General features: G+C 32.8%; 21 protein-coding genes. 12 read left to right on the forward strand and 9 right to left on the reverse strand.

Features of this window, described 5'->3' with window-relative positions:
- Nucleotides 1-81: 81 nt before the first annotated feature.
- Nucleotides 82-1,473: a phosphoglucosamine mutase gene (gene glmM, locus L1275_RS00200; protein ID WP_253468489.1), complete on the forward strand. Its 1,392-nt coding sequence runs from the start codon at nucleotides 82-84 to the stop codon at nucleotides 1,471-1,473.
- Between the two features lie 49 nt (nucleotides 1,474-1,522).
- Here the strand turns inward: glmM and L1275_RS00205 are convergent, their stop codons facing one another.
- Entirely contained in the window at nucleotides 1,523-2,407 is an 885-nt protein-coding gene (locus L1275_RS00205) for a lysophospholipid acyltransferase family protein (protein WP_253468492.1), read from the reverse strand.
- Between the two features lie 188 nt (nucleotides 2,408-2,595).
- On the opposite strand from L1275_RS00205, the gene L1275_RS00210 reads away from it, so the two are divergent.
- Nucleotides 2,596-3,237, forward strand: a complete 642-nt coding sequence (locus L1275_RS00210; protein ID WP_253468493.1) for a rhomboid family intramembrane serine protease — start codon at nucleotides 2,596-2,598, stop codon at nucleotides 3,235-3,237.
- 136 nt (nucleotides 3,238-3,373) lie between these two features.
- A complete protein-coding gene (locus L1275_RS00215; protein WP_253468495.1) occupies nucleotides 3,374-4,069 on the forward strand; it encodes an SIMPL domain-containing protein in 696 nt (231 codons plus the stop codon).
- Nucleotides 4,070-4,284: 215 nt separating this feature from the next.
- Here the strand turns inward: L1275_RS00215 and L1275_RS00220 are convergent, their stop codons facing one another.
- From L1275_RS00220 to L1275_RS00235, 4 genes are all read right to left on the reverse strand, one after another.
- A complete protein-coding gene (locus tag L1275_RS00220) occupies nucleotides 4,285-4,629 on the reverse strand; it encodes a DUF2853 family protein (protein ID WP_219288859.1) in 345 nt (114 codons plus the stop codon).
- Nucleotides 4,630-4,696: 67 nt separating this feature from the next.
- Entirely contained in the window at nucleotides 4,697-6,361 is a 1,665-nt protein-coding gene (gene menD / locus L1275_RS00225; RefSeq protein WP_253468498.1) for a 2-succinyl-5-enolpyruvyl-6-hydroxy-3-cyclohexene-1-carboxylic-acid synthase, read from the reverse strand.
- Between the two features lie 73 nt (nucleotides 6,362-6,434).
- Complete coding sequence (locus L1275_RS00230) at nucleotides 6,435-7,022, reverse strand: glutathione peroxidase (RefSeq protein ID WP_253468500.1); 588 nt, start codon at nucleotides 7,020-7,022, stop codon at nucleotides 6,435-6,437.
- Between the two features lie 529 nt (nucleotides 7,023-7,551).
- A complete protein-coding gene (locus L1275_RS00235; RefSeq protein WP_253468502.1) occupies nucleotides 7,552-8,256 on the reverse strand; it encodes a hypothetical protein in 705 nt (234 codons plus the stop codon).
- A 710-nt stretch (nucleotides 8,257-8,966) separates the two neighbouring features.
- On the opposite strand from L1275_RS00235, the gene L1275_RS00240 reads away from it, so the two are divergent.
- From L1275_RS00240 to L1275_RS00280, 9 genes are all read left to right on the forward strand, one after another.
- Complete coding sequence (locus L1275_RS00240) at nucleotides 8,967-10,061, forward strand: alpha/beta fold hydrolase (RefSeq protein ID WP_253468504.1); 1,095 nt, start codon at nucleotides 8,967-8,969, stop codon at nucleotides 10,059-10,061.
- Between the two features lie 183 nt (nucleotides 10,062-10,244).
- Complete coding sequence (locus tag L1275_RS00245; RefSeq protein WP_253468514.1) at nucleotides 10,245-10,691, forward strand: DUF695 domain-containing protein; 447 nt, start codon at nucleotides 10,245-10,247, stop codon at nucleotides 10,689-10,691.
- 91 nt (nucleotides 10,692-10,782) lie between these two features.
- Nucleotides 10,783-11,232, forward strand: coding sequence for a hypothetical protein (locus L1275_RS00250; RefSeq protein WP_253468516.1), 450 nt, complete (start codon nucleotides 10,783-10,785; stop codon nucleotides 11,230-11,232).
- Nucleotides 11,233-11,386: 154 nt separating this feature from the next.
- Entirely contained in the window at nucleotides 11,387-11,941 is a 555-nt protein-coding gene (locus L1275_RS00255) for a hypothetical protein (protein ID WP_253468518.1), read from the forward strand.
- A gap of 146 nt (nucleotides 11,942-12,087) precedes the next feature.
- Complete coding sequence (locus L1275_RS00260) at nucleotides 12,088-13,317, forward strand: hypothetical protein (RefSeq protein ID WP_253468520.1); 1,230 nt, start codon at nucleotides 12,088-12,090, stop codon at nucleotides 13,315-13,317.
- Nucleotides 13,314-13,766, forward strand: coding sequence for a hypothetical protein (locus L1275_RS00265; RefSeq protein ID WP_253468522.1), 453 nt, complete (start codon nucleotides 13,314-13,316; stop codon nucleotides 13,764-13,766). The genes L1275_RS00260 and L1275_RS00265 overlap by 4 nt, the downstream gene beginning before the upstream one ends.
- A 279-nt stretch (nucleotides 13,767-14,045) precedes the next feature.
- Nucleotides 14,046-14,501 (forward strand): hypothetical protein, encoded by a 456-nt coding sequence (locus L1275_RS00270; protein ID WP_253468524.1) that lies wholly within the window; start codon nucleotides 14,046-14,048, stop codon nucleotides 14,499-14,501.
- Nucleotides 14,502-14,514: 13 nt separating this feature from the next.
- Complete coding sequence (locus tag L1275_RS00275; protein WP_253468526.1) at nucleotides 14,515-15,213, forward strand: hypothetical protein; 699 nt, start codon at nucleotides 14,515-14,517, stop codon at nucleotides 15,211-15,213.
- An 8-nt stretch (nucleotides 15,214-15,221) separates the two neighbouring features.
- Nucleotides 15,222-15,935: a DUF1266 domain-containing protein gene (locus L1275_RS00280; RefSeq protein WP_253468527.1), complete on the forward strand. Its 714-nt coding sequence runs from the start codon at nucleotides 15,222-15,224 to the stop codon at nucleotides 15,933-15,935.
- Between the two features lie 1,250 nt (nucleotides 15,936-17,185).
- Here the strand turns inward: L1275_RS00280 and L1275_RS00285 are convergent.
- The 4 genes from L1275_RS00285 to L1275_RS00300 all read right to left on the reverse strand — a co-directional run bounded on the left by L1275_RS00285 (nucleotide 17,186) and on the right by L1275_RS00300 (nucleotide 21,577).
- Entirely contained in the window at nucleotides 17,186-18,142 is a 957-nt protein-coding gene (locus L1275_RS00285; RefSeq protein ID WP_253468529.1) for an alpha/beta fold hydrolase, read from the reverse strand.
- A 111-nt stretch (nucleotides 18,143-18,253) separates the two neighbouring features.
- Nucleotides 18,254-18,733 (reverse strand): MarR family winged helix-turn-helix transcriptional regulator, encoded by a 480-nt coding sequence (locus L1275_RS00290; protein ID WP_253468531.1) that lies wholly within the window; start codon nucleotides 18,731-18,733, stop codon nucleotides 18,254-18,256.
- 2 nt (nucleotides 18,734-18,735) lie between these two features.
- Complete coding sequence (locus L1275_RS00295; RefSeq protein ID WP_253468533.1) at nucleotides 18,736-19,227, reverse strand: GNAT family N-acetyltransferase; 492 nt, start codon at nucleotides 19,225-19,227, stop codon at nucleotides 18,736-18,738.
- A 1,474-nt stretch (nucleotides 19,228-20,701) separates the two neighbouring features.
- Nucleotides 20,702-21,577 carry a WG repeat-containing protein gene (locus L1275_RS00300; protein WP_253468535.1) on the reverse strand — a complete coding sequence of 292 codons (876 nt, stop codon included), beginning with the start codon at nucleotides 21,575-21,577 and terminating at the stop codon, nucleotides 20,702-20,704.
- Nucleotides 21,578-21,775: the final 198 nt, after the last annotated feature.

Here is a 21,775-nt window from a genome sequence, read left to right on the forward strand (position 1 = left end):
TGCGAAATTTTGTTTTTTTAAAAATATTGTAAATTTTCAATTTACTATATTTGTTGTAAAATAAATGAAAAAGAAAAGAATATGACACTTATTAAATCAATCTCTGGAATCAGAGGTACTATAGGAGGGAATGTAGGTGATAATTTAACCCCTTTAGACGCCGTAAAATATGCCGCTGCATACGGTACTTTTTTAATACAAAATAGCTCAAAAAATAAACTTAAAGTGGTGGTGGGACGCGATGCGCGTATTTCTGGACCCATGATTCACAATTTAGTCACTAATACTTTAATCGGACTTGGAATTGATGTAATTGATTTGGGGCTATCAACGACGCCAACGGTCGAAATAGCTGTGCCTTTAGAAAAAGCTGATGGAGGAATTATTCTAACCGCATCACACAATCCAAAACAGTGGAATGCCTTAAAATTGTTAAACGCTAAGGGAGAGTTTTTGAGTGGCGACGACGGTGCTGAAATTTTAAAGATTGCCGAAGTGGCTTCTTTTGTTTTTTCTGAAGTAGATGATTTAGGTCAAATTACCTACCGCAATGATTATATGGATTTGCATATAGACGAAGTTTTAAAACTGAAATTAGTAGATGTGGAGTCTGTGAAAAAAGCGGGATTAAAAGTTGTGGTAGATGGGGTGAATTCCTCAGGAGGTATAGTTATACCTAATCTTTTACGAAGAATGGGTGTTGAAGTGGTAGAGCTTTATTGTGATCCAACAGGGCATTTTCCGCATAATCCAGAACCGTTAAAAGAACATTTAACCGATATCTCCAAGTTGGTCGTTGAAGTTCAAGCTGACTTCGGAATTGTTGTGGATCCAGATGTTGATCGTTTGGCCTTTATCTCTGAAGACGGTGAAATGTTTGGTGAGGAGTATACCTTGGTAGCCTGTGCAGATTACGTATTGAGTCAAACACCGGGAAATACGGTGTCAAACCTGTCTTCTTCTCGAGCTTTAAAAGATATTACCAATAAATACCATGGGGGGTATCAAGCCGCTGCAGTTGGTGAAGTGAATGTTGTGGAATTGATGAAAGAAAATAATGCGATCATCGGTGGTGAAGGCAATGGTGGAATCATCTATCCGGAATTGCATTACGGAAGAGATTCGCTGGTTGGAGTAGCTTTGTTTTTGACCTATTTGTCGAAGCAAGATTTAAAAGTCTCTGAACTTCGCGCTTCATACCCACAATATTATATGAGTAAGAACAAAATCGAATTGACTCCTGAATTGGATGTGGATCAAATATTGATTGAAATGGCAGAAATTCACAGACAAGAAGAAATCTCTACTGTAGATGGCGTTAAAATCGATTTTGAAACCGAATGGGTACATTTGAGAAAATCTAATACAGAACCGATTATTCGTATATATACCGAAGCACCTACTCAAGAAGAGGCGGATGCATTGGCAGAAAAAACGATTTTGGAAATTAAAAAGATCGTAGCTAGTAACTAGTAAATTTATTTCCGAAACCTAAAAGAGGCTGTCTATCAGACAGCCTCTTTTATTTTTTAGGGTTTTTACCTCGGTGTTTCCATCTTTTGTGTGTCCAAAAATAGTACTCCGGTGCCGCGTGTATTTGTTTTTCAACCTCGCGAATAAATCGAACGGTGATATCGTAGTTAGGTACCTTCTTAACCTCTTCAGCAAGGGGAACAAAGGTGGCTTGATAATATCCTCGACCTACGCGTTCTACTTTCAAATACAAAGCGTGCATATCTAATTTTTTCGCAAGTGCTTCTCCACCGGTGTGTACAGGTACTTCCATATTCATAAAGTCGACCCAGAAGTTAGCGTCCACAAGCATAGGCGATTGATCGCTAACAAAAGCATAAACGCCTTTGATGCCTTTGGATTCGTTGCCTAAAACGGCTTTAATCGTATGACTGGTGTCAATCAATTCCGCGTTAAATCGCGAACGGATTTTGTGAATCAATCGGTCAAAATAGGGGTTCTGGATCTTCTTATAAATTCCGAAACCTTTAGAATTAATATATTTCCCCATAATAATCATCCATTCCCAACTGGCATAATGTGCACAGAATAAGATAATACTTTTATTGGTTTTTTCCAATTCTTGAACCAGCTCGATATTGGTAAAAACATAACGCTTACTCATTTGCTCTTCTGAAATGGTTAGCGTTTTTACCATTTCTAAAAACATATCACACATATAGTGGTAGAACTTTCGTTCGATGGTTTTTCGTTCCGAATCAGACAACTTAGGCAATGCAAGCCTGAGGTTTTCTTGTACGGTTTTACGTCTATATCGAACCACGTAAAAAACCAATACAAATAAACAATCCGACACCCAGTAAAAGATGCGAAAAGGGAGTATGGACAGCAGCCATAAGAGGGGGTATGCTACTATATATATTATAAAATTCATAGGTCGATATTAGTTTTTTTTGAATGCATCGGCGTTAAAAGAACTTCTAATTAACGGTTGTTACGGCTAGACTAACTAGGCGATTTTGTCCGTTATTAATTTTACAAAGATAATTTATTATAGGTTTTTTTCCACAATATATTCCTTTGTAAAAAACTATGCCTATTTTTACTCTCTAAATAGACGATATGATCCCCATTTTACTCGTAGTGATCTTGATTACTGCCCTTGTTAGTTTTAAAGGTTTTAATGACCCTAGTTTTTTTTCCAAATACGAGTTTCATATTGGACGTATTCAGAATGGTGAAAAATATAGAATGATTACCTCTGCTTTTCTACACGCAGATCTCGGACATTTGTTTTTTAATATGTTCACTTTGTATATGTTTGCGCCGATTGTTATAGCCTATTATTCGAGTTTCTACTTTATAGTGATCTATTTTGGAAGTTTAATAGTTGGGAATATATTGACTTTATCCTTTTATAAAAACAATCCATACTACCGAGCAATCGGTGCCTCTGGCGCTGTTATGGGGGTATTGTACGCATCTATATTGCTTAATCCCGGTATGAACTTATACTTGTTTTTTATACCCATTCCAATTCCAGCCTATATATTTGGTATAGGTTATTTGTCCTATTCGATTTACGGGATGAAAAAAAACAACGATAATATTGGACATGCGGCTCATTTTGGTGGTGCAATTGGTGGTTTTGTATTGACTTTAGTTAAATCACCAGAAATTATTTCAACCGAGCCACTACTTGTGGGACTGTTACTTATACCGATTATTGTACTATTTGTACTAATAAAAACAAACAAGCTGTAATTTGTGGCATCGTTTTTGGAATTATGCCTACAAACAATATATAATAATCAATTGAAATTCGAGTCGACACCGAAATAGATAAGGCGGCGATACTCAATCAACATCTAGAGACTTAATTTAAAAACAACCCCCACCTATGAAAAAACTATCTGTATTATTTGCAACCCTATTAATGGCTATTACTATGAATGCACAAAATCCTTCAGGTATACAAACTCCACAGATCGCAGTTAGCGGTTCTGGAAAAGTATCTATAAAACCCGATCAAGCTAATATTACAATTGGTACTGAAAATCGCGGTAGTGATGCAGTAATTGTAAAAAAAGAAAATGATGTGGCTATTGCTAACATCATCAAGTATATTAAAAAAATGAAAATCTCAGAAAATGATTATCAAACGCAACGCGTTAATCTTTATAAAAACAGAGATTATGAAACGAAGTTAGATTACTTTCAAGCAAACCAAACCATTACGATTCAATTAAAAGATTTATCTAAATACGAAGAGTTAATGTTGGGATTGATTCAAGCAGGTGCTAATCAAATTCAAGGTGTAGAGTTTAAGTCTTCTAAAGCAGCTGATTATCAAACAGAAGCTAGAACGAAAGCAGTAGCTGATGCTAAGAAAAAAGCAACGGATTACGCAAATGCTTTAGGCCAAAAAGTTGGGAAAGCGATATTTGTATCGGACGAATCAACTTCTTACTCACCAAGACCAATGATGTATGCTGCTAAATCAGCGGTTTCTGAGGATATGGCTTTAGATCAAACTTTAGCAATAGGCGAAATTGAAGTTAATTCAAATGTATCAATCAATTTTAGTTTGGAATAGATCCTCGACAAACAATATAATAAAAATGGAGCTGTCTTTTTAAGATGGCTCTTTTTTTTAGTGATCGGTGACTAGTTATCCGTGATCAGTACATTCTGTGCATGTCAAAGTGAAGTGTTGAAGCGGTGCTATAAAAAAGTGATTAATTGTTAGCAACAAAAAAAGCCTTAGATAAATTTCTAAGGCTTTTGACTTTTAAAGGTGATACTTTAAAATTATTTTTTGTAAACGCTTTCTTTTTTGAAATGAACCGTCAAAAGATAATAGACAACAGCTCTGTATTTATTTCTGTTAGAATCGCCGTATTGATGCATTACTTTAGCAATGGCTTCATCTAATTTTGGAGAATCTTCAAGACCTAATTTTTTGATTAAAAAATTCTGTCTTACTGTTAATAGCTCTTCTTTAGAAGTTCCAGCTACCGTAGAGGAATCTTTATTGTAAATAGATGGTCCACATCCAATAGTGACTTTTTCCAATAATTCCATATTTGGCGTAACGCCGCATTTGTCTTTTAAATCTGCCGCGTACTTTTCAATTAATTCAGCTCTTTTACTCATTTTATTTTTTTATTGGTTATACTCAAATATAATAAAATTTTATAAGTTAGCATATAATTATAAAAGATTATTTAACTAAGTTATTAAAATAATCTTTCAAAACTGCGTCGTTTATCAGTGTGGGAGTTTGGATTTCTAATAGCGAAGCTTTGTTGTTATTGGTCCAAAACTCGGTCAATACCTCGTTTAATTCCCCTTCAGCTGTAGCGCGATAGTAATTCAAGTCATATAACTTAGCGAGATTTGAAATATCCAAGTGATGATGGGTTTCAAAATAGGTGTGAAAAATATCATTTTCGACATGTCCCGGAAGGATTCTAAATATTCCTCCGCCACGGTTATTGATCAGGATAATTTTAAAGTTTTTGGGAATATAGTTGTTCCACAGCGCGTTGCTGTCATAGAGAAAGCCGATGTCACCGGTAATGAGTATATTGGGTTTCTCACTACCAATGGCTGCGCCAATAGCGGTAGAAGTACTCCCGTCAATACCGCTAGTTCCTCGATTGCAAAAAACTTCTATACTGCTATCGATAGGAAACAACTGAGCATAGCGGATAGCGGCACTGTTGCTGATTTGCAATTGACTGTTTTGAGGCAATTGTGGAAATACTATTTCAAAAGCTTTCATATCTGAAAATGGAATACCTTTTAGAAATTCGTGCTGACTGTGTTGTCGTTGTTGCTGAATTTGATCAATCCAACCTTGATATGGGCTGCTTGGATGGTAGTTGTTTAGGTGTTGCTGAAGTTGACTAAAAAAGTTTTCAGCCGTGCTTGTAATGCGATCTGTCAAACAATCATAAGTATCATAGAAGCGCAAGGTATCGATATGCCAATGGGCTTCGGGACTGTATTTTCGCAAAAAGTTTTTGATTCTCTTAGAGATGATCATACCACCAAAAGTAACCAGTAGATCCGGTTGTAGCTGTAGAAAATCTTCCTGTTCAAAAGCAGTGATAATCGTATCGATATTGTATACGAAATGAGTATGATGTACGTTAGAAGTCGTTTCAGTCATAACGAGCACAGTCGGATCGTTAGCGAAGAGATCGATGGTGCTTTGTGATAGGGCTTCCGGTGTATTTACACCGATAAGAATCAGTTTTTTGGCATATTTTTTCCATTGCTCAGCGTATAATTCTATAGGAATATCGGAGACTTCTGGTTGGATATTGTCCACCAATTTTGGAACATAAGTTAACTGATCAACGGTGTTATACAACGGTTCCTCAAAGGGAGCATTTATATGTACCGGACCCTTTTTGTAAATTGCCTGATTTATAGCTTCTTGAATAAAACGATCGTTTTGTTCTGAGGCCTTTTCATGCAAGTTCGCGTTGTAAAGTATGTGATTGTCGTAAACATCTCGTTGTCGGATGGTTTGTCCATCACCGATGTCAATTTTATTAGAAGGTCGATCAGCGGAAATGACCACCAATGGGATCTGACTATAAAAAGCTTCTGCGACTGCAGGATAATAATTGAGTAGGGCTGAACCCGATGTACACACTACAGCTGTTGGAAATTGAATTTGTTGTGCAATTCCCATGGCAAAAAATGCAGCACAGCGCTCGTCTGCGATACTATAACATCTAAAAAAAGGATCACTGGCAAAACCGATCGTTAAAGGGGCATTGCGAGATCCTGGAGAAATGATAATATGTTGAATTTTTTTAGATTTACAGATTTCGATAATGCTTTGTGCAAGTTCTATTTCGGGGTATATCATAGCTGAAAGTAAAACTCAAAGATACAAACAATGCAATAGAAATCTATAAATCCAAAAAGATATATTAGCAGTTTTAACCCTTAATCCATTTTTTTACATCTGGATCATTTGGAAGGATTCTCGGTCCAACTACTTGAACTAGTTTTCCGTTTTCATCGATCAAGTATTTTTGGAAATTCCATTCTACTTGACTGTCTTGTAGTCCGTTTAATTCTTTTTTCGTCAAAAATTGATATATGGCAGCCATATCATCTCCTTTAACCGAAATTTTCTCCATCATTGGAAAGGTCACACCGTAGTTTTTAGTACAGAAAGCAGAAATCTCCTTGTTGGATCCCGGCTCTTGTGAACCAAAATTATTGGCTGGAAATCCTACTATGATAAAGTTTTTGTCTTTAAATTCTTGATAGATACTTTGTAGTTGTTCGTATTGAGGTGTTAATCCACATTCCGAAGCGGTATTGACTATCATGACCTTTTTTCCCTTTAAGGACGCAAAATCAAATTCATTGCCCTCAATGTCTTTAACTTTAAACTGATAGATCGTATTTTCTTGATTTTTTTCTGTCATGGTTGTGTTCTTGTCTGTGTTTTTGTTTTGCGCGATATTGTTACAACTAAAAAGAAATAACAATCCGCATGCTAAGGCCAATCTTTTCATCTGATTTTTTTTATAAAGTTAATTAAAATATACCACAACATCTTTTGGTTGACGTTAATTATGTTTTATATAACGCATTAAAAACTAAAATAATATATAGTTTAATCATCAAATAATGTATTTAACATTTTTGGCTATTATTAGTATGAAAACCTACTTTCAAAACGGTTTATGTTGCTTTTTTTTATAAAAATACAACCGTGCTTTTTAGTGTTTTTATCCTTTTATTTTACAATTGTTAGTCATCGATGTTACTATTGTATCAAGCATTTGTTTTTTATTCCGTTTATAATCCTAAAATTGAGAAAAACTTGGACATTCAATCAACATCTTTTTGATGGCTAAGCAAAATGGCCCTCAGCCGTTCCCAAAGATTATCTGTCATCTGTTTAAAACTCAAAAAATTATGTTTATTGAAATTTCGGTTGTAGAGGCGGTTAGAAGCTCAAATGAAGAGTTAAATAGGAGTAAATAAAGGGGTGTTAATCGAAGAATTTTAAACTGAAGATAATACAATCACAGCAAGCATTTATAGTTTTATCTCCTCGACAAATTTTATTTCGTACTTGATATTCGGAACTGTTTTAACCGCATAATCCAATACATCACCTTTAAAAGTATATTCTTCTGTTTCTTTTTTAAACATACTTGTGGGAGTAATTACTTTTTTTCCACCTTTTTCCTTGATGATTAGTTTGGATGATTTTGCAGGATGATCTATTGATGAATATGCTTTAAGCAACAGTCCATACATAGTATCACTTTGCAAAAAAGCTTTTAATTGTTCTTTATCTTCTATGGTTCGATCGATTTTATTTAGATAATTAGTAATTATTTCTCCTTTATATTCCAAAAGTATTTTTTCCTTCGTCTTTTCCCATCGCTGATCCATATCAGTCGGTTTGCTAACATCAATTATTTTTCCATTCACATCTACCAATATGGATATTTCATCAAAAATATAGGCGACTTTCTTGATATAGCTGATATTATTTGGCCCTTTAATTTCAATATTTATACAGAAAAAATCATATTTCCATATTTTTTCACGAAGTTTGGTTCGGTGTATTTCGACCTCCCTAGTATAAGTATTATCTCCGGTATCGCTTTGAACATTTGAAATAAAATGGTAGGTCAGGGCAATGGAATCTGTTCCATTTATTTGCGTGTTATTCTGCGCAAAACAACACCAACTAAAAACAACGGAAAGGAAAGGGATTAAAAGGGTTTTCATGTTATAAATTATATTTTGTATTTCTTGGAATTGTATCCCGCCTATTGAGGAGTTTGATCCGCCAATTCACCACTGTTTTTATATTGTCTGATAAAGTTGATAAATTTGGGTTGAAGCAGCATTTTTGAGCAGCAATACTTTCAGAAACACTTTGTGAGTTCTTGTAAGTTGCGAATATAATTATAATTCGCAAGTGTGGACTTAGAAAAACATACTGATGCGTTAAAAAACTAAAGATGGGTAAAAACTTAGTGTTTTTATTTGCAGAAACTTTCTTTAATTAATATTAAAAAAAACAAAAATTTTCATGCTTTGGATTTAATAAAATCCTATTTTTTGTGTATTTTCGTGTCGATTTAATAGAAAATTTAAATGAGTAAAATAAGCGCTTTTAACAAGGGATACTGATGATAAACGTACCTTTTGCGAAATGTTTACTATTACAATATTTTGTTTTTTTACCATTTTTAAATTTCGATGTGAATAAAACCAGGAACTTAAACTTGGAATAAAATTATAAATAATGATTTGTCTACTAGATGAGTTGGTAAATAACGATGGAAGATTAAATGCAAATTTATCTTTCTAGTTATGTGAATTTTGAAAATGAAGTGAGTTTGGTAAGTACTGATATGTATATTGGCACCGATGCTTGAATGCAGTTTAGTAAATACTTTTAGTTGGCACATAAAATAACAAAACCTAATTTAATGAATCGATTTCTTATAGTATCACTGTTCTATTCTTTTTTAATTTCCCATAGTTGTATTGCACAAAATTCAGATCAAACCCAAAAGAATCAAATCGATACGGAGTTTTTTATACCCATTGAAAGAACTAATCTTTACTCCAGGGTTGTTGGGAATCCTGAAAAACCAATTATCATCACACTTCATGGGGGGCCAGGAGCTTTCAATGTTGACCATGAATTTTATAGAGAGGTATTTGAAAACGATTATTTGATGGTTTATTTTGACCAAAGAGGTAGTGGTAAATCGGATGAATTTCGTGATAAAACGATGTTTACTACCGATCAATTTGTCAAAGATTTAGACGAAGTAGTTAATTATATCAAAGAAAAGTATCCGAATAAAAAGATTAATCTTTTAGGTTCATCTTGGGGTGGAATGTATGGTTTTTTGTACTTGATAAAACATCAAGAAAAAATCAATTCATTTATTTGTAATTCGGGGACCGCAAATATTCAACATAATACTCTTGCCTTGATCAAACACGAAAAACAATTAGCGAATAAACTTCTTAAAAAAACCGCTGATCCCTCTAAAATAGAGAGATACAATGAAATTCTTAAAAAATTGGATACTATAGAGAAAAGTGGTTTTGACAAAACGTTCTTTGTTGATATGAATACAATAAGATATGAGTTCCCAAAAGATTTAGGGTTTGATGTTTATTGGGCTCAACCGGAAAAGAAAGCAAAAATAGATGCGCTTTTGAAAGATCCCGATTTCTATACAAGAAATAAATACACACCGGAACTTTTAGAAAAAGTAATGGAGAGATTTGAGTATATCAACGAAGTTTTTCACGGACAAGGATCTTACAACAATCTCAATATCTTACACGAAATTTCGATTATTAAGACTCCAACCTTAGTGATACAAGGAGAATTCGACTATGCAATTGGCGTCGAATCTGGAAAAATGATTTATAAGGCGTTAAAAAGTGTTCCTAAAAAAGATAAAGAGTTAGTTTACATAAAAAATGCATCTCATAATCTCCCAAGTGAGGAACCGCAGAAATTGAATGAGTCGTTACAAGCGTTTTTTAAGAAAAACAATTAAAATATATCGAATTAAATCTACTTGCACTTTGAAGTATGTTTTTAGGTGGGATTAAATTAAGTATTATAGCATTTTAAAAATTGGAATCACAATGTTTTACTTCTTATTAGATGTTATTTTGATTTTTAATAAGGTTATTTTAAGTAAGATGGTAAACATAAATTACAACTACATTATATAGATATGACTTGGAAGGAAACAAGATTAGATAACGAACAAATTTATCCAGTGAATAGCATTACCGTTTTTATGATGGACACGGAAAATGGCAGACCTGAGACTCATTGGGTAGATAAAGCATACAAAAATTATACATTTAAAAAGGAATGTAAGTTTAACTGTTATATAACGGTTGACTTCACCGATGCTTTTAATGCTCAAAAAGACCATCTCGACATTGTGGATATTGAAAAGTATTTCACAGCTAATTTGAGAGCAGTCTGTGTTTGTCACCTGGTAGCCAGAATTACGACCGATGTAGGAATTAATTTAGAATTTTATGTGGACGATGTTGAAGAAGCTATAAAGAGGTTAAATGAAATTGAGGATGATACAGACCGGTTGATTAATTTTGATTGCGAAATTAATGAGGACGAAGAATGGGAAAACGTCTTTGAAATTTTAAACTAAACCATAGCATTTTGTATGCAAATTCCGAAAGTGCGAATGTTGCTTGAGCTTAATGTAAAATTAGTCATTTACAATACAGATAACTATAGCCATGGAGAAATACTTGCAACCAATTGTCGATTTTTTGGATAGTCATCATTGGAGTGATGATGAGGCTGAGTTTGCCCTTATTCAATATGATATTGTGGATGTAATGGAACAAAATCAAATAGGGGTGGAGTCCGTTCAACCTATATTGGAGTTGATGGAAAAGCACCCTTTAGTAGAGTTCGGAAGTCCTGGGCCCTTGACGCATTTCATCGAGAAATTTTATCAAGAAAACAGTCGATTCTATGAAGATTTGTTGTTGCAATCCGTTTTAAAACAACCTACAGTGCATACGGTTTGGTTGCTTAATCGGATAATAAATGGTGTGAAAACTGAAAATTCTCTAGAATTAATCCAAGTACTAAAATCTATTAGCGTTAACACAGCAATACATCAAGAAATACGTTTAGTTGCGGTAAATTTTTTAGAATACCAAAGTAAAAACGAGGCATAACCATCGAAAATCAAAAGGTTTTATAAGGTGATTTGATAATTCAGTTGGATTAGAGCAGTAAATGCGATAACTGTTTTTTAAAAGAGTCTCAATAATAAAATTTGCTATTGTAGAGGGCATTAAAGTATTCATGGTTAACCAAACTAAAAGAAATATGAAATTACAACTGTTGTTTTTACTTGTATTGGTTTGGGGTTGTGGTACCAAAAAAACGAGTATGCACAGGGCAACTCAGCTAAAATTTGGGGTAGAGCAGACCCGATTTTTGGTAGGAGATGTCAATAATGATCAAGAAAAAGACACGGCATTTATAACTTTGAAACGCAACTTAGAAACCGGAGAAGTAGTTTTTGGACCGGATAATTATGCGATAGATATTGAATTTTCAAACGGTATTCCGAAAATAAGTATCTATCAAAGTTTAGGGGTTTTTGTGGTTAAAACGGACGATTTAAATGGGGATCAGGCTAATGAAATAATCCTTTTTTCTCAGACCAATCAAGGTTATTGGAATGATGTTACCGTATGGTCTTTTATGGGAGGAAATTGGAATCAAATCGGACAGACAAAAGCATTTGCTTCAGAGAATAAGGACTTTGAAAATAGAATAATTAACGAGAATGGTCGGTATTATTTAATTGGAGAAGATCCTTGGGAACTGGATGCACTAGGAGGGTTTAAAAAAACAAAAGTTAAAATAGTAAACTAAAAAAATCACCCGGGTTATGGAGCACTATATAGTGGATGGGGTCAATGGTTGATCAGGCGATGGCTTAGGGAAACAAGGCCGATTATACCCATATAGATGCTGTAATACCGATATGTTTTTTATAAATCACGAAAATAAAGATTAAAATGAGTGAAAAAAATCAATTCTCTAAGCATCTTCTTAAATCAATTTTAATTGCTTTTTGTCTAACTGCAGTCTATGTTTTAATTGCACCCGCTTTAATAAAGGGTATGTATGCGGAACTTTTTCATTTTTTCGTTGCTATTGGTCTATTTATTGCAAGTGTCGTTTTCTATTTTATTTTTATATTTTTCAAATCAAGACAAAAACTCAAAGTACTCTTTGGTGTTTTGGCTCTTTTTGGAGCAGTTATAGGCCTAGCGAATTCCGATATAGATATAATGCTGTTAAATGCGATTAACAGCCATAAGATACCTGAAAAATACTTAGAATATCAAGATCTCGACCAAGGGGTATTGCCGTTTAAAAACAAAGAGATGAAACTCGTAATTGATGGTACTACAGATTTGGAACACTATTTAACGAACAAAAATCATTTAATAGTGGTTCAGGATATCTATGAACGAGTGGGTGGTGAATCTATAAAATACAAAGAATATTCTAAATTTGATAGCTTGGGAAATCTCGTCGCTGCATATAAAACAGCTATTTCTGACGAGATTCTGTTTGAGGGTTATTTGATACATAGAGATAAAAACTATTACAGAACTTGGCCTTTAGACGGGGATACTACAAAAATAAAATTTGAATTGTACAACGTAGATTTTAGCTTTAATGAAAGTAAGCAAGCTGATTTTTTAGCAAAAATCGAACAAAGCTCAACCATGTTTTTTTCAAAAGAATGTTGGATAACGGAGTCGCCTTCCAGGCTGTTTCTAAAAACGATCTTTATGGAAAACAATAAATGGATGGCATTTTATAGTGATAGAGCGATTCAAAGAACGATTCAAAGTCGGGGTAAGGTCTATAATGATTTATTTAGATATTACTCTAGAGAAGATTATAAATTAGTTCCCTATTACAATAAGAACATCCACTACCAATACTTTCAAAAAATAAGCTTGAAACGAAGTGATTCGGGCTTAGAAAACTGGGAAGGCTTTTTGTATAGCCAAGTTATAGTCGATAAGGATACTTTGAAAATCAAGGAAGTGAAGACATTGGGTAGGGACTGGGAAGCCAAGCATTCAAAAAATTGGGGGAAAGTTCCGGAAGGTTACGCGGCAAATATAGATGGAACTTATTCACCCTACTTTTTTTATAGTAATCCAAAAATCCAATATCAATTATTTTCAAACCATCTTGGTAACTTGTATATGATTATAAACAAATGAAATATTCACGAAAAAACACACTGATCCTAACGAACTGTCTTTTAGGTATTCTATTTTTATGTTCTTGCTCTTCGAGATATATTAAATCGGTGGATCCTCAAGTAAAGACAGCATTTGGAATAACACTTACAGCGCCCTCACAAGGAATTTTTTTTGTGCAGAATAAAAAAGTAGATGCCTTTAAAAGTGAAATTGAAGACCATATCCAGGCCGCTAATTCGATTTACAACAAGTATGGTCCCGCAACAGATCTGCGATTTGTTGGAACGACCAATGCCCGACAATTAAAATTTCATACCAAAGACAGAACCTACTTGATAGATGTTACAAAATTTAAAAGGAGAACAGCCCTGGTTTTGTTTGATGGGCAACGCAAGCCAATCATTGTTTATGATGTTGAGAAATACAATAAGATCGTTGACAAACACTTGAGCTCTCGGTATAAATAAGGTGCTTAACAATTACCGACACCATTCAATCTTGGAGTTTTACAATTTTAATGGTGCGATAAAAATGGTGAAGTCCAATTGAAAAGCATAAAGCAAAGCGATTTTATAAAATTATGATAAAGGATTTGTGCGTCTGTATGATCAATATATTGTTTAATGGTTGTTAATTTGGAGTATATAGTGATTATCTATTAATTAGTTGTGATTATTAGTAAAAGTTATCTAAAAAAGATTACTTTCGCTGGCTATTATAGTGTTAATAATTAAACAAAAAATTAAATGAAAAAAAGACTCTTTTTAATCACAGCTGCTGCTTTATTTGCTACATCAATGGTAACTGCAAAGGCTAAAATTCCAGTTTGTTTCCCTTGTGAAACCATAGAAACCGTTCAAGAATTACCTACAGATTCTGAAATTCAGAAACTCATGGGACAAAAAGTCAACCTATCTTATCTCAATACGGAATATGGAGTTTTGGGGATGTCTGTTTGGAATAGCAATGGGAGGTTTGTGTTAAGTGATATTTCAAATAATACTTATTTTGAAATAGATGCTCCAACCGCTACTATATTGAAAGAAAAGCACGGTTTTGACATCGAAACGGCAGCAGATCCCTTAACTTTTTGGAAAAAAACCGGAGGGAAATTGGTGTTAGGACTAATAGTGGTCTTAATAATTTGGGGAAGTATTCCTTCAAAAAAGAAGGATGACTCTATTAAACCAACCAATATATAAGCGATTAGTCCTTATGAATCCATTATTTTTAATTCCAGTTGCGCTGTTAATTGCAGGTGTTTGTTTTATGATTTACATGAATAAAAAACACAAAGCGGTTAAGACAGAAATTGATTTAGACGCAGAAAGAACCCGATACGATGTTTATAAAAAAGAATTGTTAGCTGACGATTTCTCACAATTAAAAACATGGATGAAGGATAAACCTATCGAGGCATTTACAACGGGCTCGATTCCTCAATCACTTGCCAATAAAATTCAGGAAATGGCAACGGAAGGCTTGAAAAACGTTGCGCTCTCTACGGTGGGGCTAAAGCTAAAAAACCTTGAAACCGACTGTTTTTGGGTATTAAGTGGAAACGATTTACATTTTTTTATTACCAATGCGCTTGGAGCGTTGGAAGAACATATCGTATTTGATCATTTTCGAATTGAAGAAGCTAAAATGCAGTATGCAGGTGTTTTAAAACAACATTTAGGTGTGTATTTAAAGACATCAGAAGAATATTTACCCCAAATTCATAGGCTTACGTTCCAAATTGACGGTGATACCTTATCGCTTGAGGTTCACGATAGACTAAGCTATGTACCAGATCCTACGGATATTTTAAATTTAAAAAAACAATTTCTGACTCGTGCAAAATATCAAGTAGTGGGTGAGAAGTTCGTTGAAATAGTACAAGATAAGTTTCCTAATTTAAAAATAGTCTAAGCTTATTTATGAGTGTTTTTTTTAAAATTATAAACGCCTTCAGAAGTATTAGGTTAAATACTAAAAAGGGTTTACAGGGAATGCCCTTAAATTATGTTTTAGTTAGTTCTATGTATGCTGAACAACAATCAGCCTATATTAATTCTTTTGAAACGGGACTTCGTAAATCTATTCTAAAGAAACTATTGGAGGATTATTGGCACATAGGGGATAAAAATGCAGCTGTGGAGACCCTCCTAGATTTACAAAATAGAAATGATGACACGTATATCAACGTAGTCTACGGTGCATGGGCAGTTAAAGACGACTATGTCGATTTTTTAAAGTCTAATTTGCCTGAAGAGGAAGACGCTTTTAAATATTATATAGGGATCTATCGGAAATTAAAAAATGTTGTACCAGAATTAATAGAATTGGGTGTGATTAAAGAGTTTTCAGATCTGAAAACAATAAAGGATTCAGGCTGGAATTATGGTAGAGCTGCCTTTTTAGCGCGTTGTTGTTTTGAAATGGGGTATATATCAGAAGTAGAAATGCAGCAATATTTAGAAAATGGCTATTTAGGTTTAAAAAAATATTGTAAAACCTGGGAGGAATATACTATTAGTTATATTTTGGGCAGGGCAATTTGGAGCGGTGCTAACATTAGTGGAATGGTTCAAATTGCAGAGCATCTACTTCAGAATGAAAAAAGTCCATTAAAAAGGAGGGCTTATATATAAATATTTTTGATTTATCGATAGTATATTCTAGACCCTTTTTTTAAAGGGTTTAAACAGTAAAAATGGCTTGGCTAGTAAAATACCAAGCCATTTTTTAATTTGTGCTTATGCGGTTTTTATAACCAATGATCTTGTTCTCGAAGCATTAAAATACCTTTCCCAATAGTGCAAGAATATCAAGTCTATTCGGTGACGTTCCGGCGCGAGTCGTCTTGCATGGTCTGGATTAAATAAAAAAAACTCACATAGTACTTCCCTAAATTAGGTTGACCCTATTTTGAAAATTCAACCGAAAGTTACTAAATTGGAATTGATAACGGTCCTATTTCTAGGGACACTTACAACTGTTGGATAATAACAATATATTCTTTTGTCTTAATAAAAAGTAAATCCTTTTTAATAAATTTTTTTTTTATAAATGCGTCGTCTTGGTCTTCTCATATTAAATAGGACACCTCTTGAATAGTCAAGTAAAATTATGAGACCTAGAATAATAATAATTTGAATTATAGCCATTTCTAAGTGCGGGTAATTGAAATGTACACAAATTGTAATTGAAATGTACATTTTGTATAAGTTTTGAAAGTGAAATTGGATAGGGACTAATTTCTTATTTATCAGTGTATTTGGTTAATAATACAAGATGTTAATGATTTCGTTTCTAGGTGCTTTGGGGCAACCCATGAGGTAATCTCATTAAAAATATTAAATGGTTTTGGGGTGTTTTGTAAGGAATATTTAAGTGGATAGGTAGGTGAGTTTTATATTGGAAAAGCTGTTATTTTTTCATCTATATTCTTTAAAATTAAGTTGTTATGTTTTGGCTGTGATGTAAGGTTTTTAAATAGTAGTAAACGATACAAAGCTGTGATGAATGTACATTTGATTTTTTATATAGTTTTTGACTTTTAATTCAGAAAAACCATATACTTCGGGGGGTTCAGACCTTTTAGTGTTTTTTGTGCATTTGATTTATCGTCTTATAATTCTGACAATTGTATAAGAAATTCTTACATGTATATTCGTGCAATTTTTTAAATAAATAAAAATGGTGGCCAATAAATTAGATAATTCTATCTAGTATTCTTTGAGTGAAACCCACAAAGATTTTGCGTTTGAATTTTCTCCCTTTTAAGATAAATTTTTCTTTCAGTCATGAAGAGAAGATAATCCTCATCAGGCATGGTGACAAGTTTTACTAATAAAACCCATAACGTATATTCTTACAACAAATGGCAGCTATATTTTGCTCAATTATTTTGTTTTCCTAAAAACGTCTCAAGCTCTGCTACAATTCGTTTCGATTGAGTATGATGTAAATAATGAGAGCCGGGCAATAAAATTAGTTTACCCTTATCCACGCTGTTGGCTTGCTCTTGGTGCAGTTCCGTCCAGCCTTTGACAGCTGAGTTTTCGTCGGCAAATAATAATACCGGCAAATCCTGCGGGAAAGCTAGTTTTTGAGCATCTTTAAAACTATTACTCAATGATGTTGCTTCTCTGTGCAAAGTATTGTTTCCAGTTACTTTCATCGTAATTAGGTGTTTTTGTTCAAAAAGGTGTACTTCTGATTCGTCTTTAGGTTTTTCGTCTCCAAAAAACTTTAAAAATGCACGCATTACACCTGTTTTGGCTAAAAAATCCAAAGGTGCCGAATTATAACCCGGCCAAGGTTGTTTTGGCACACTGGTATCAATACCTACAAAAGCGGTTGCTTTACCTGGATATTTGTTGATGTATGCTAAGCTGTAAAGCCCAGCAATGGAATGCCCCATTAATATAAAACGATTTAGATTTAATTGCTCCACCACTTCGTGGATTTCTTCCGCCATATTATTCAAACTGCGTTCGCGATTTGTTTCACTGCTCAATCCATAACCAAAAGGTTCAATCGTGATCACTGTATATTTTTTGTCTAATTCTTTGATTAATGGTTCAAAATCCAATCTTGGACTTGCCGTTCCAAATCCGGTAAGTAATACAATCGTGTCTGCACCGTGTCCATCTATTGTCGTATTTATTGTACCGTCAAAAACTTTTATTTTTTGACCATAATCTTCAATTTTATTGACTTCACTGTTTAAATTGATTTGATGAATCACGAATGTCGTGATGAGTAGGATAGCGATTATCACTACAATTCCGATGATTGTTTTAAAGAATATTTTTGATATTCTCTTTATGAGCGAAGGACGGTTTTTATTCATAACTAATAGTTTTTGTGACGTACTTAAAAATAAGCTATATTAAGCAATGAATTTTATTAATTAAGTATTCGATTTAATAATGCCATAATTTGAATCTTACTGTCAAATTTCTTAATTTGAGTGTTTTATCTGCAATACTCTTTGATAAAATGACTGCTCAGATAATTTGATTTCTGCTTCATTGATTGCTTTTAGAAGGTTATTTTGAGTATTTGAAATTTCTGCTAAGACTTCAGCCATAATCTCCCAGATAGGTTTCATTTTTGTGATTAAATTGTGTCCTTCTTTTGTTATATGGTACTTCCTTTTTCTTTGATCTTTACTATCTTTTTTCCAATCAATTAATTTCAGGCTTTCAATTTCTCTTAGTAAAGCTATTACAGATGGGTGTGAATAACCAATTTCATTTGCGATTTCAACTACGTTTACATTTTCCATTTTATAAATAGTGTAAATTACAGGAAACCATTTAAGTTCAAAATCGATTCCAAATTCTTTATAAATGAGAGCACCATCTTTTCTAATTTGTTCGCTAAGACGATGTAATCTAGAGGATAGCGCTAAGATTCCTGCTTGATTTAGTACATTCATATTTATTGGATGTTTAGATGATAAAAAACATTATCAGCATTCATTAAAGGAAATAAACGAGGAAGTTCTTCTTTGCCTATTTGAGTAAAGTTGTTTCTTTCATAAAAATGCTGAGCTGCTTTAAATACAGTAATTGTACCTAAATATAAATTTGTTATATCATTTAAAATAGAATATGATATTAGTTCATTTAGCAAGCACTGTGCAATTCCTAGTTCTTTACCGCGAAATTGTTCCTTCACAAACATTTTTCTAACAGCACCGGAGCTATTTTCAAATTTAGCTAAGGCAATTGTTCCTACTAGTTCATCGTTGATAAAAGCTCCCCAGAAGTTGCCGCCCTTTTTTAAATAGTAATTTTCAATTTCAAAAAGATCTGGTTGATCTTCTATAGTTATGGCCGTATTAAATTCTTCTTTTTGTATTTTCAATATCAAATCAATTGCACGTTTCGAATAAGAATTGTCAATAGGTTTAATGTTTATTGATACCATAAAAATATAGATTATAATTTCTAATACAAATGTATTAAAAACTACGTAGCTAACTACGTATTTAAAATATGATTGTTTAAATAAATAGAATATCAAGAATTGCGTTATTAAGCAATTAATTAAATCTATCAAAAATATGAAAATGCGAAGGATTGTATAAGGAATCTCTATTAAAAGTAATTGGAAATTGAAAAAAATTATAGAAGTTGATTTTCTGAACAAAATGAGTATTTTATGAAAAATGCAGCAGCTTTTTGTAATTCTACTTTTCAGAATTTAATTCCAAAAGTTATGAAATATATTTAGCTTTATCCATCTAAAAGGTATGGCTTATAAGCTGTATTTTAATGCATAAGGTCATCTGTCAAAAACATCTAAAAAGTTTCTTGAAATATCTATTATTTAGAATATAATATTTTTGTACTGACAAATTCAGGACAAACAATTAAATATTTTTCATGTGTAATTTGGCAATAAAATTCTCGAGTAATTAGAACATATAGCTCTTTTTCGGATGAAATACTTACAAATCAAATGTTTTGAAGTACTGTCAAATTATGTTAGTTTTCTAGTAATGTATTAGTTTAAGGTATTGAGAGAATATTTATTATTTTACGATAAGACCTGCAAAGAAATGACAGTATAATTATTAAAATAAAGCAGTGTAAAGCGCCTACAAGATGCCTTGATCTGCAAATGAATAATAATGTGGATTACATGATGTAGGTGAATATACAAATAAATACTATATACGTAGCGACTCCTTCGTACCTTTATGGCGTTGAGTTTGTGCTCTGATTCGGGACAAAATTTTTCAAGAAGTGATTTTGGCATGAAAGTGCAAGTAATATGATCAGGACTTTTGAAAGATTGGGATAGGTTGTAAAAAATAAAAAACCTATAACTCATAGAGAGTTATAGGTTTTGTGTGGTTATGTGCTTTTTGGATTAACACGGTATTTCTTAAAATGTGGAGGAGATGGGAAACACACCTATTCTCTCAATACCCTATAAACACTGGGAATATACCTACTTAATAATACCTTTGCCACGAACTTTCCACGGCTAAATACCTATGATTTTTCGAGATTAAATTCTTAAATTTTTATATGATAAAACAATTTAATTCATCTATACCAAAAGTAGTTAATTTTTTAATAGATGTGCAATTTTAATTTGGAGAATTTTTCTTTATAAAGCAGGATTACATTTAAATTATGTCGAGACTAGTATAAGATTATTGATCAAATTCAGGAAAATTATTTGTTTATATAAGAGAAATACTACACTACACACTATATTTTAAATAAACTATTTATTGGATTTAGAGGTGTCCTAAAAAGGGAAAGCCTAGATAAGTGAAGATGTATTACCAGGAGTACTTTTATTGTCTCTTTGACGTTTATGTGGTTCACCTGTTGATTTAGCAATTCTTTTTGGATCATGTTTGATTGCCATGGCATAATAAGTTTTTTTAATGTTTTGGAATAATTTTTTGTCCATTTTTATTTAAATAATGAATGCCTCCTCCAAAATGGAACGAACCATAAAAAACTATCAATTCTCCTTGAAATCCCATATAGCAATGCATTGGTATTTCAATTAATATTTTTCCATCTTCATCTATAATTGCATCTAAAAAATAATCATTAGCAATTTCAAATTCACGTTTATTAATTCTTACTGCGCAAACACCATTCTCAAATTGATCTACCAAATAATATTTAGGTTCAATAATAATATTATTTAAGCTGTCTTTAAAACCAAAAAGTTCGTTTTCTTTAAATGCTACATATTTATCAGATTTAAATTCGATCTTACTTTTTATTATGGAACTATCCTCTTTTCTAGAATTGTATACCTCAACACGCGAAAATAAACTTGTAGAAACTCTTTCTCCCTTTGTATTTATTGGATAAAAATTCCCATATTTTATATCAGTCACATATGCTATTCCTTTTTTGAACTCACCTTGGGCGTCTTTCCACGATTTACGGAATTCATTATGTCCTTTTTTATTTACAAACCAATGTTTTTTGAAGTTTGTGATTATAGCAAACCCTTCACTAAATTCTGTTTGCGGAGAATTATTTTTAATTCCGAATACTTTGTTTCCTAGGGTATCTATAAAAATCCATTTGTAGTCTTTTTTAGTGACTTTTTTAGAAACATAGCAAAGTCCCTCGCTAAACTCGCCGACAATTAGATATTTAGCTTTTATTATAATTTTTCCTTTTTTATCCATAAATCCAAATTTACCATTATCAGATTGGAATTTATAAAGTCCATTTCCTTGTCCAAAGCAAAGACTAGAAACTAAAGTTAAAACTAAAATTATTGTTGTTCTCATAGAATTTAGTATAATAATAGGTTATATTTGAGTATTATCAAACCTACGTCGAGCAAAACCTCTGATAGCTTTTATCAAATTAAGGAAAGTTGCTATATAACCTTGGTCAACAAACTCTAATATAATGTTTTGTTTTTAGGGAAGCCTACAATTTTACTTCGACAAAAACAGAGTTTATGCAAAGTAAGATTAAAAAGC

The sequence above is a fragment of the Flavobacterium sp. HSC-61S13 genome (genome assembly GCF_024171535.1).
Taxonomy (GTDB): domain Bacteria; phylum Bacteroidota; class Bacteroidia; order Flavobacteriales; family Flavobacteriaceae; genus Flavobacterium.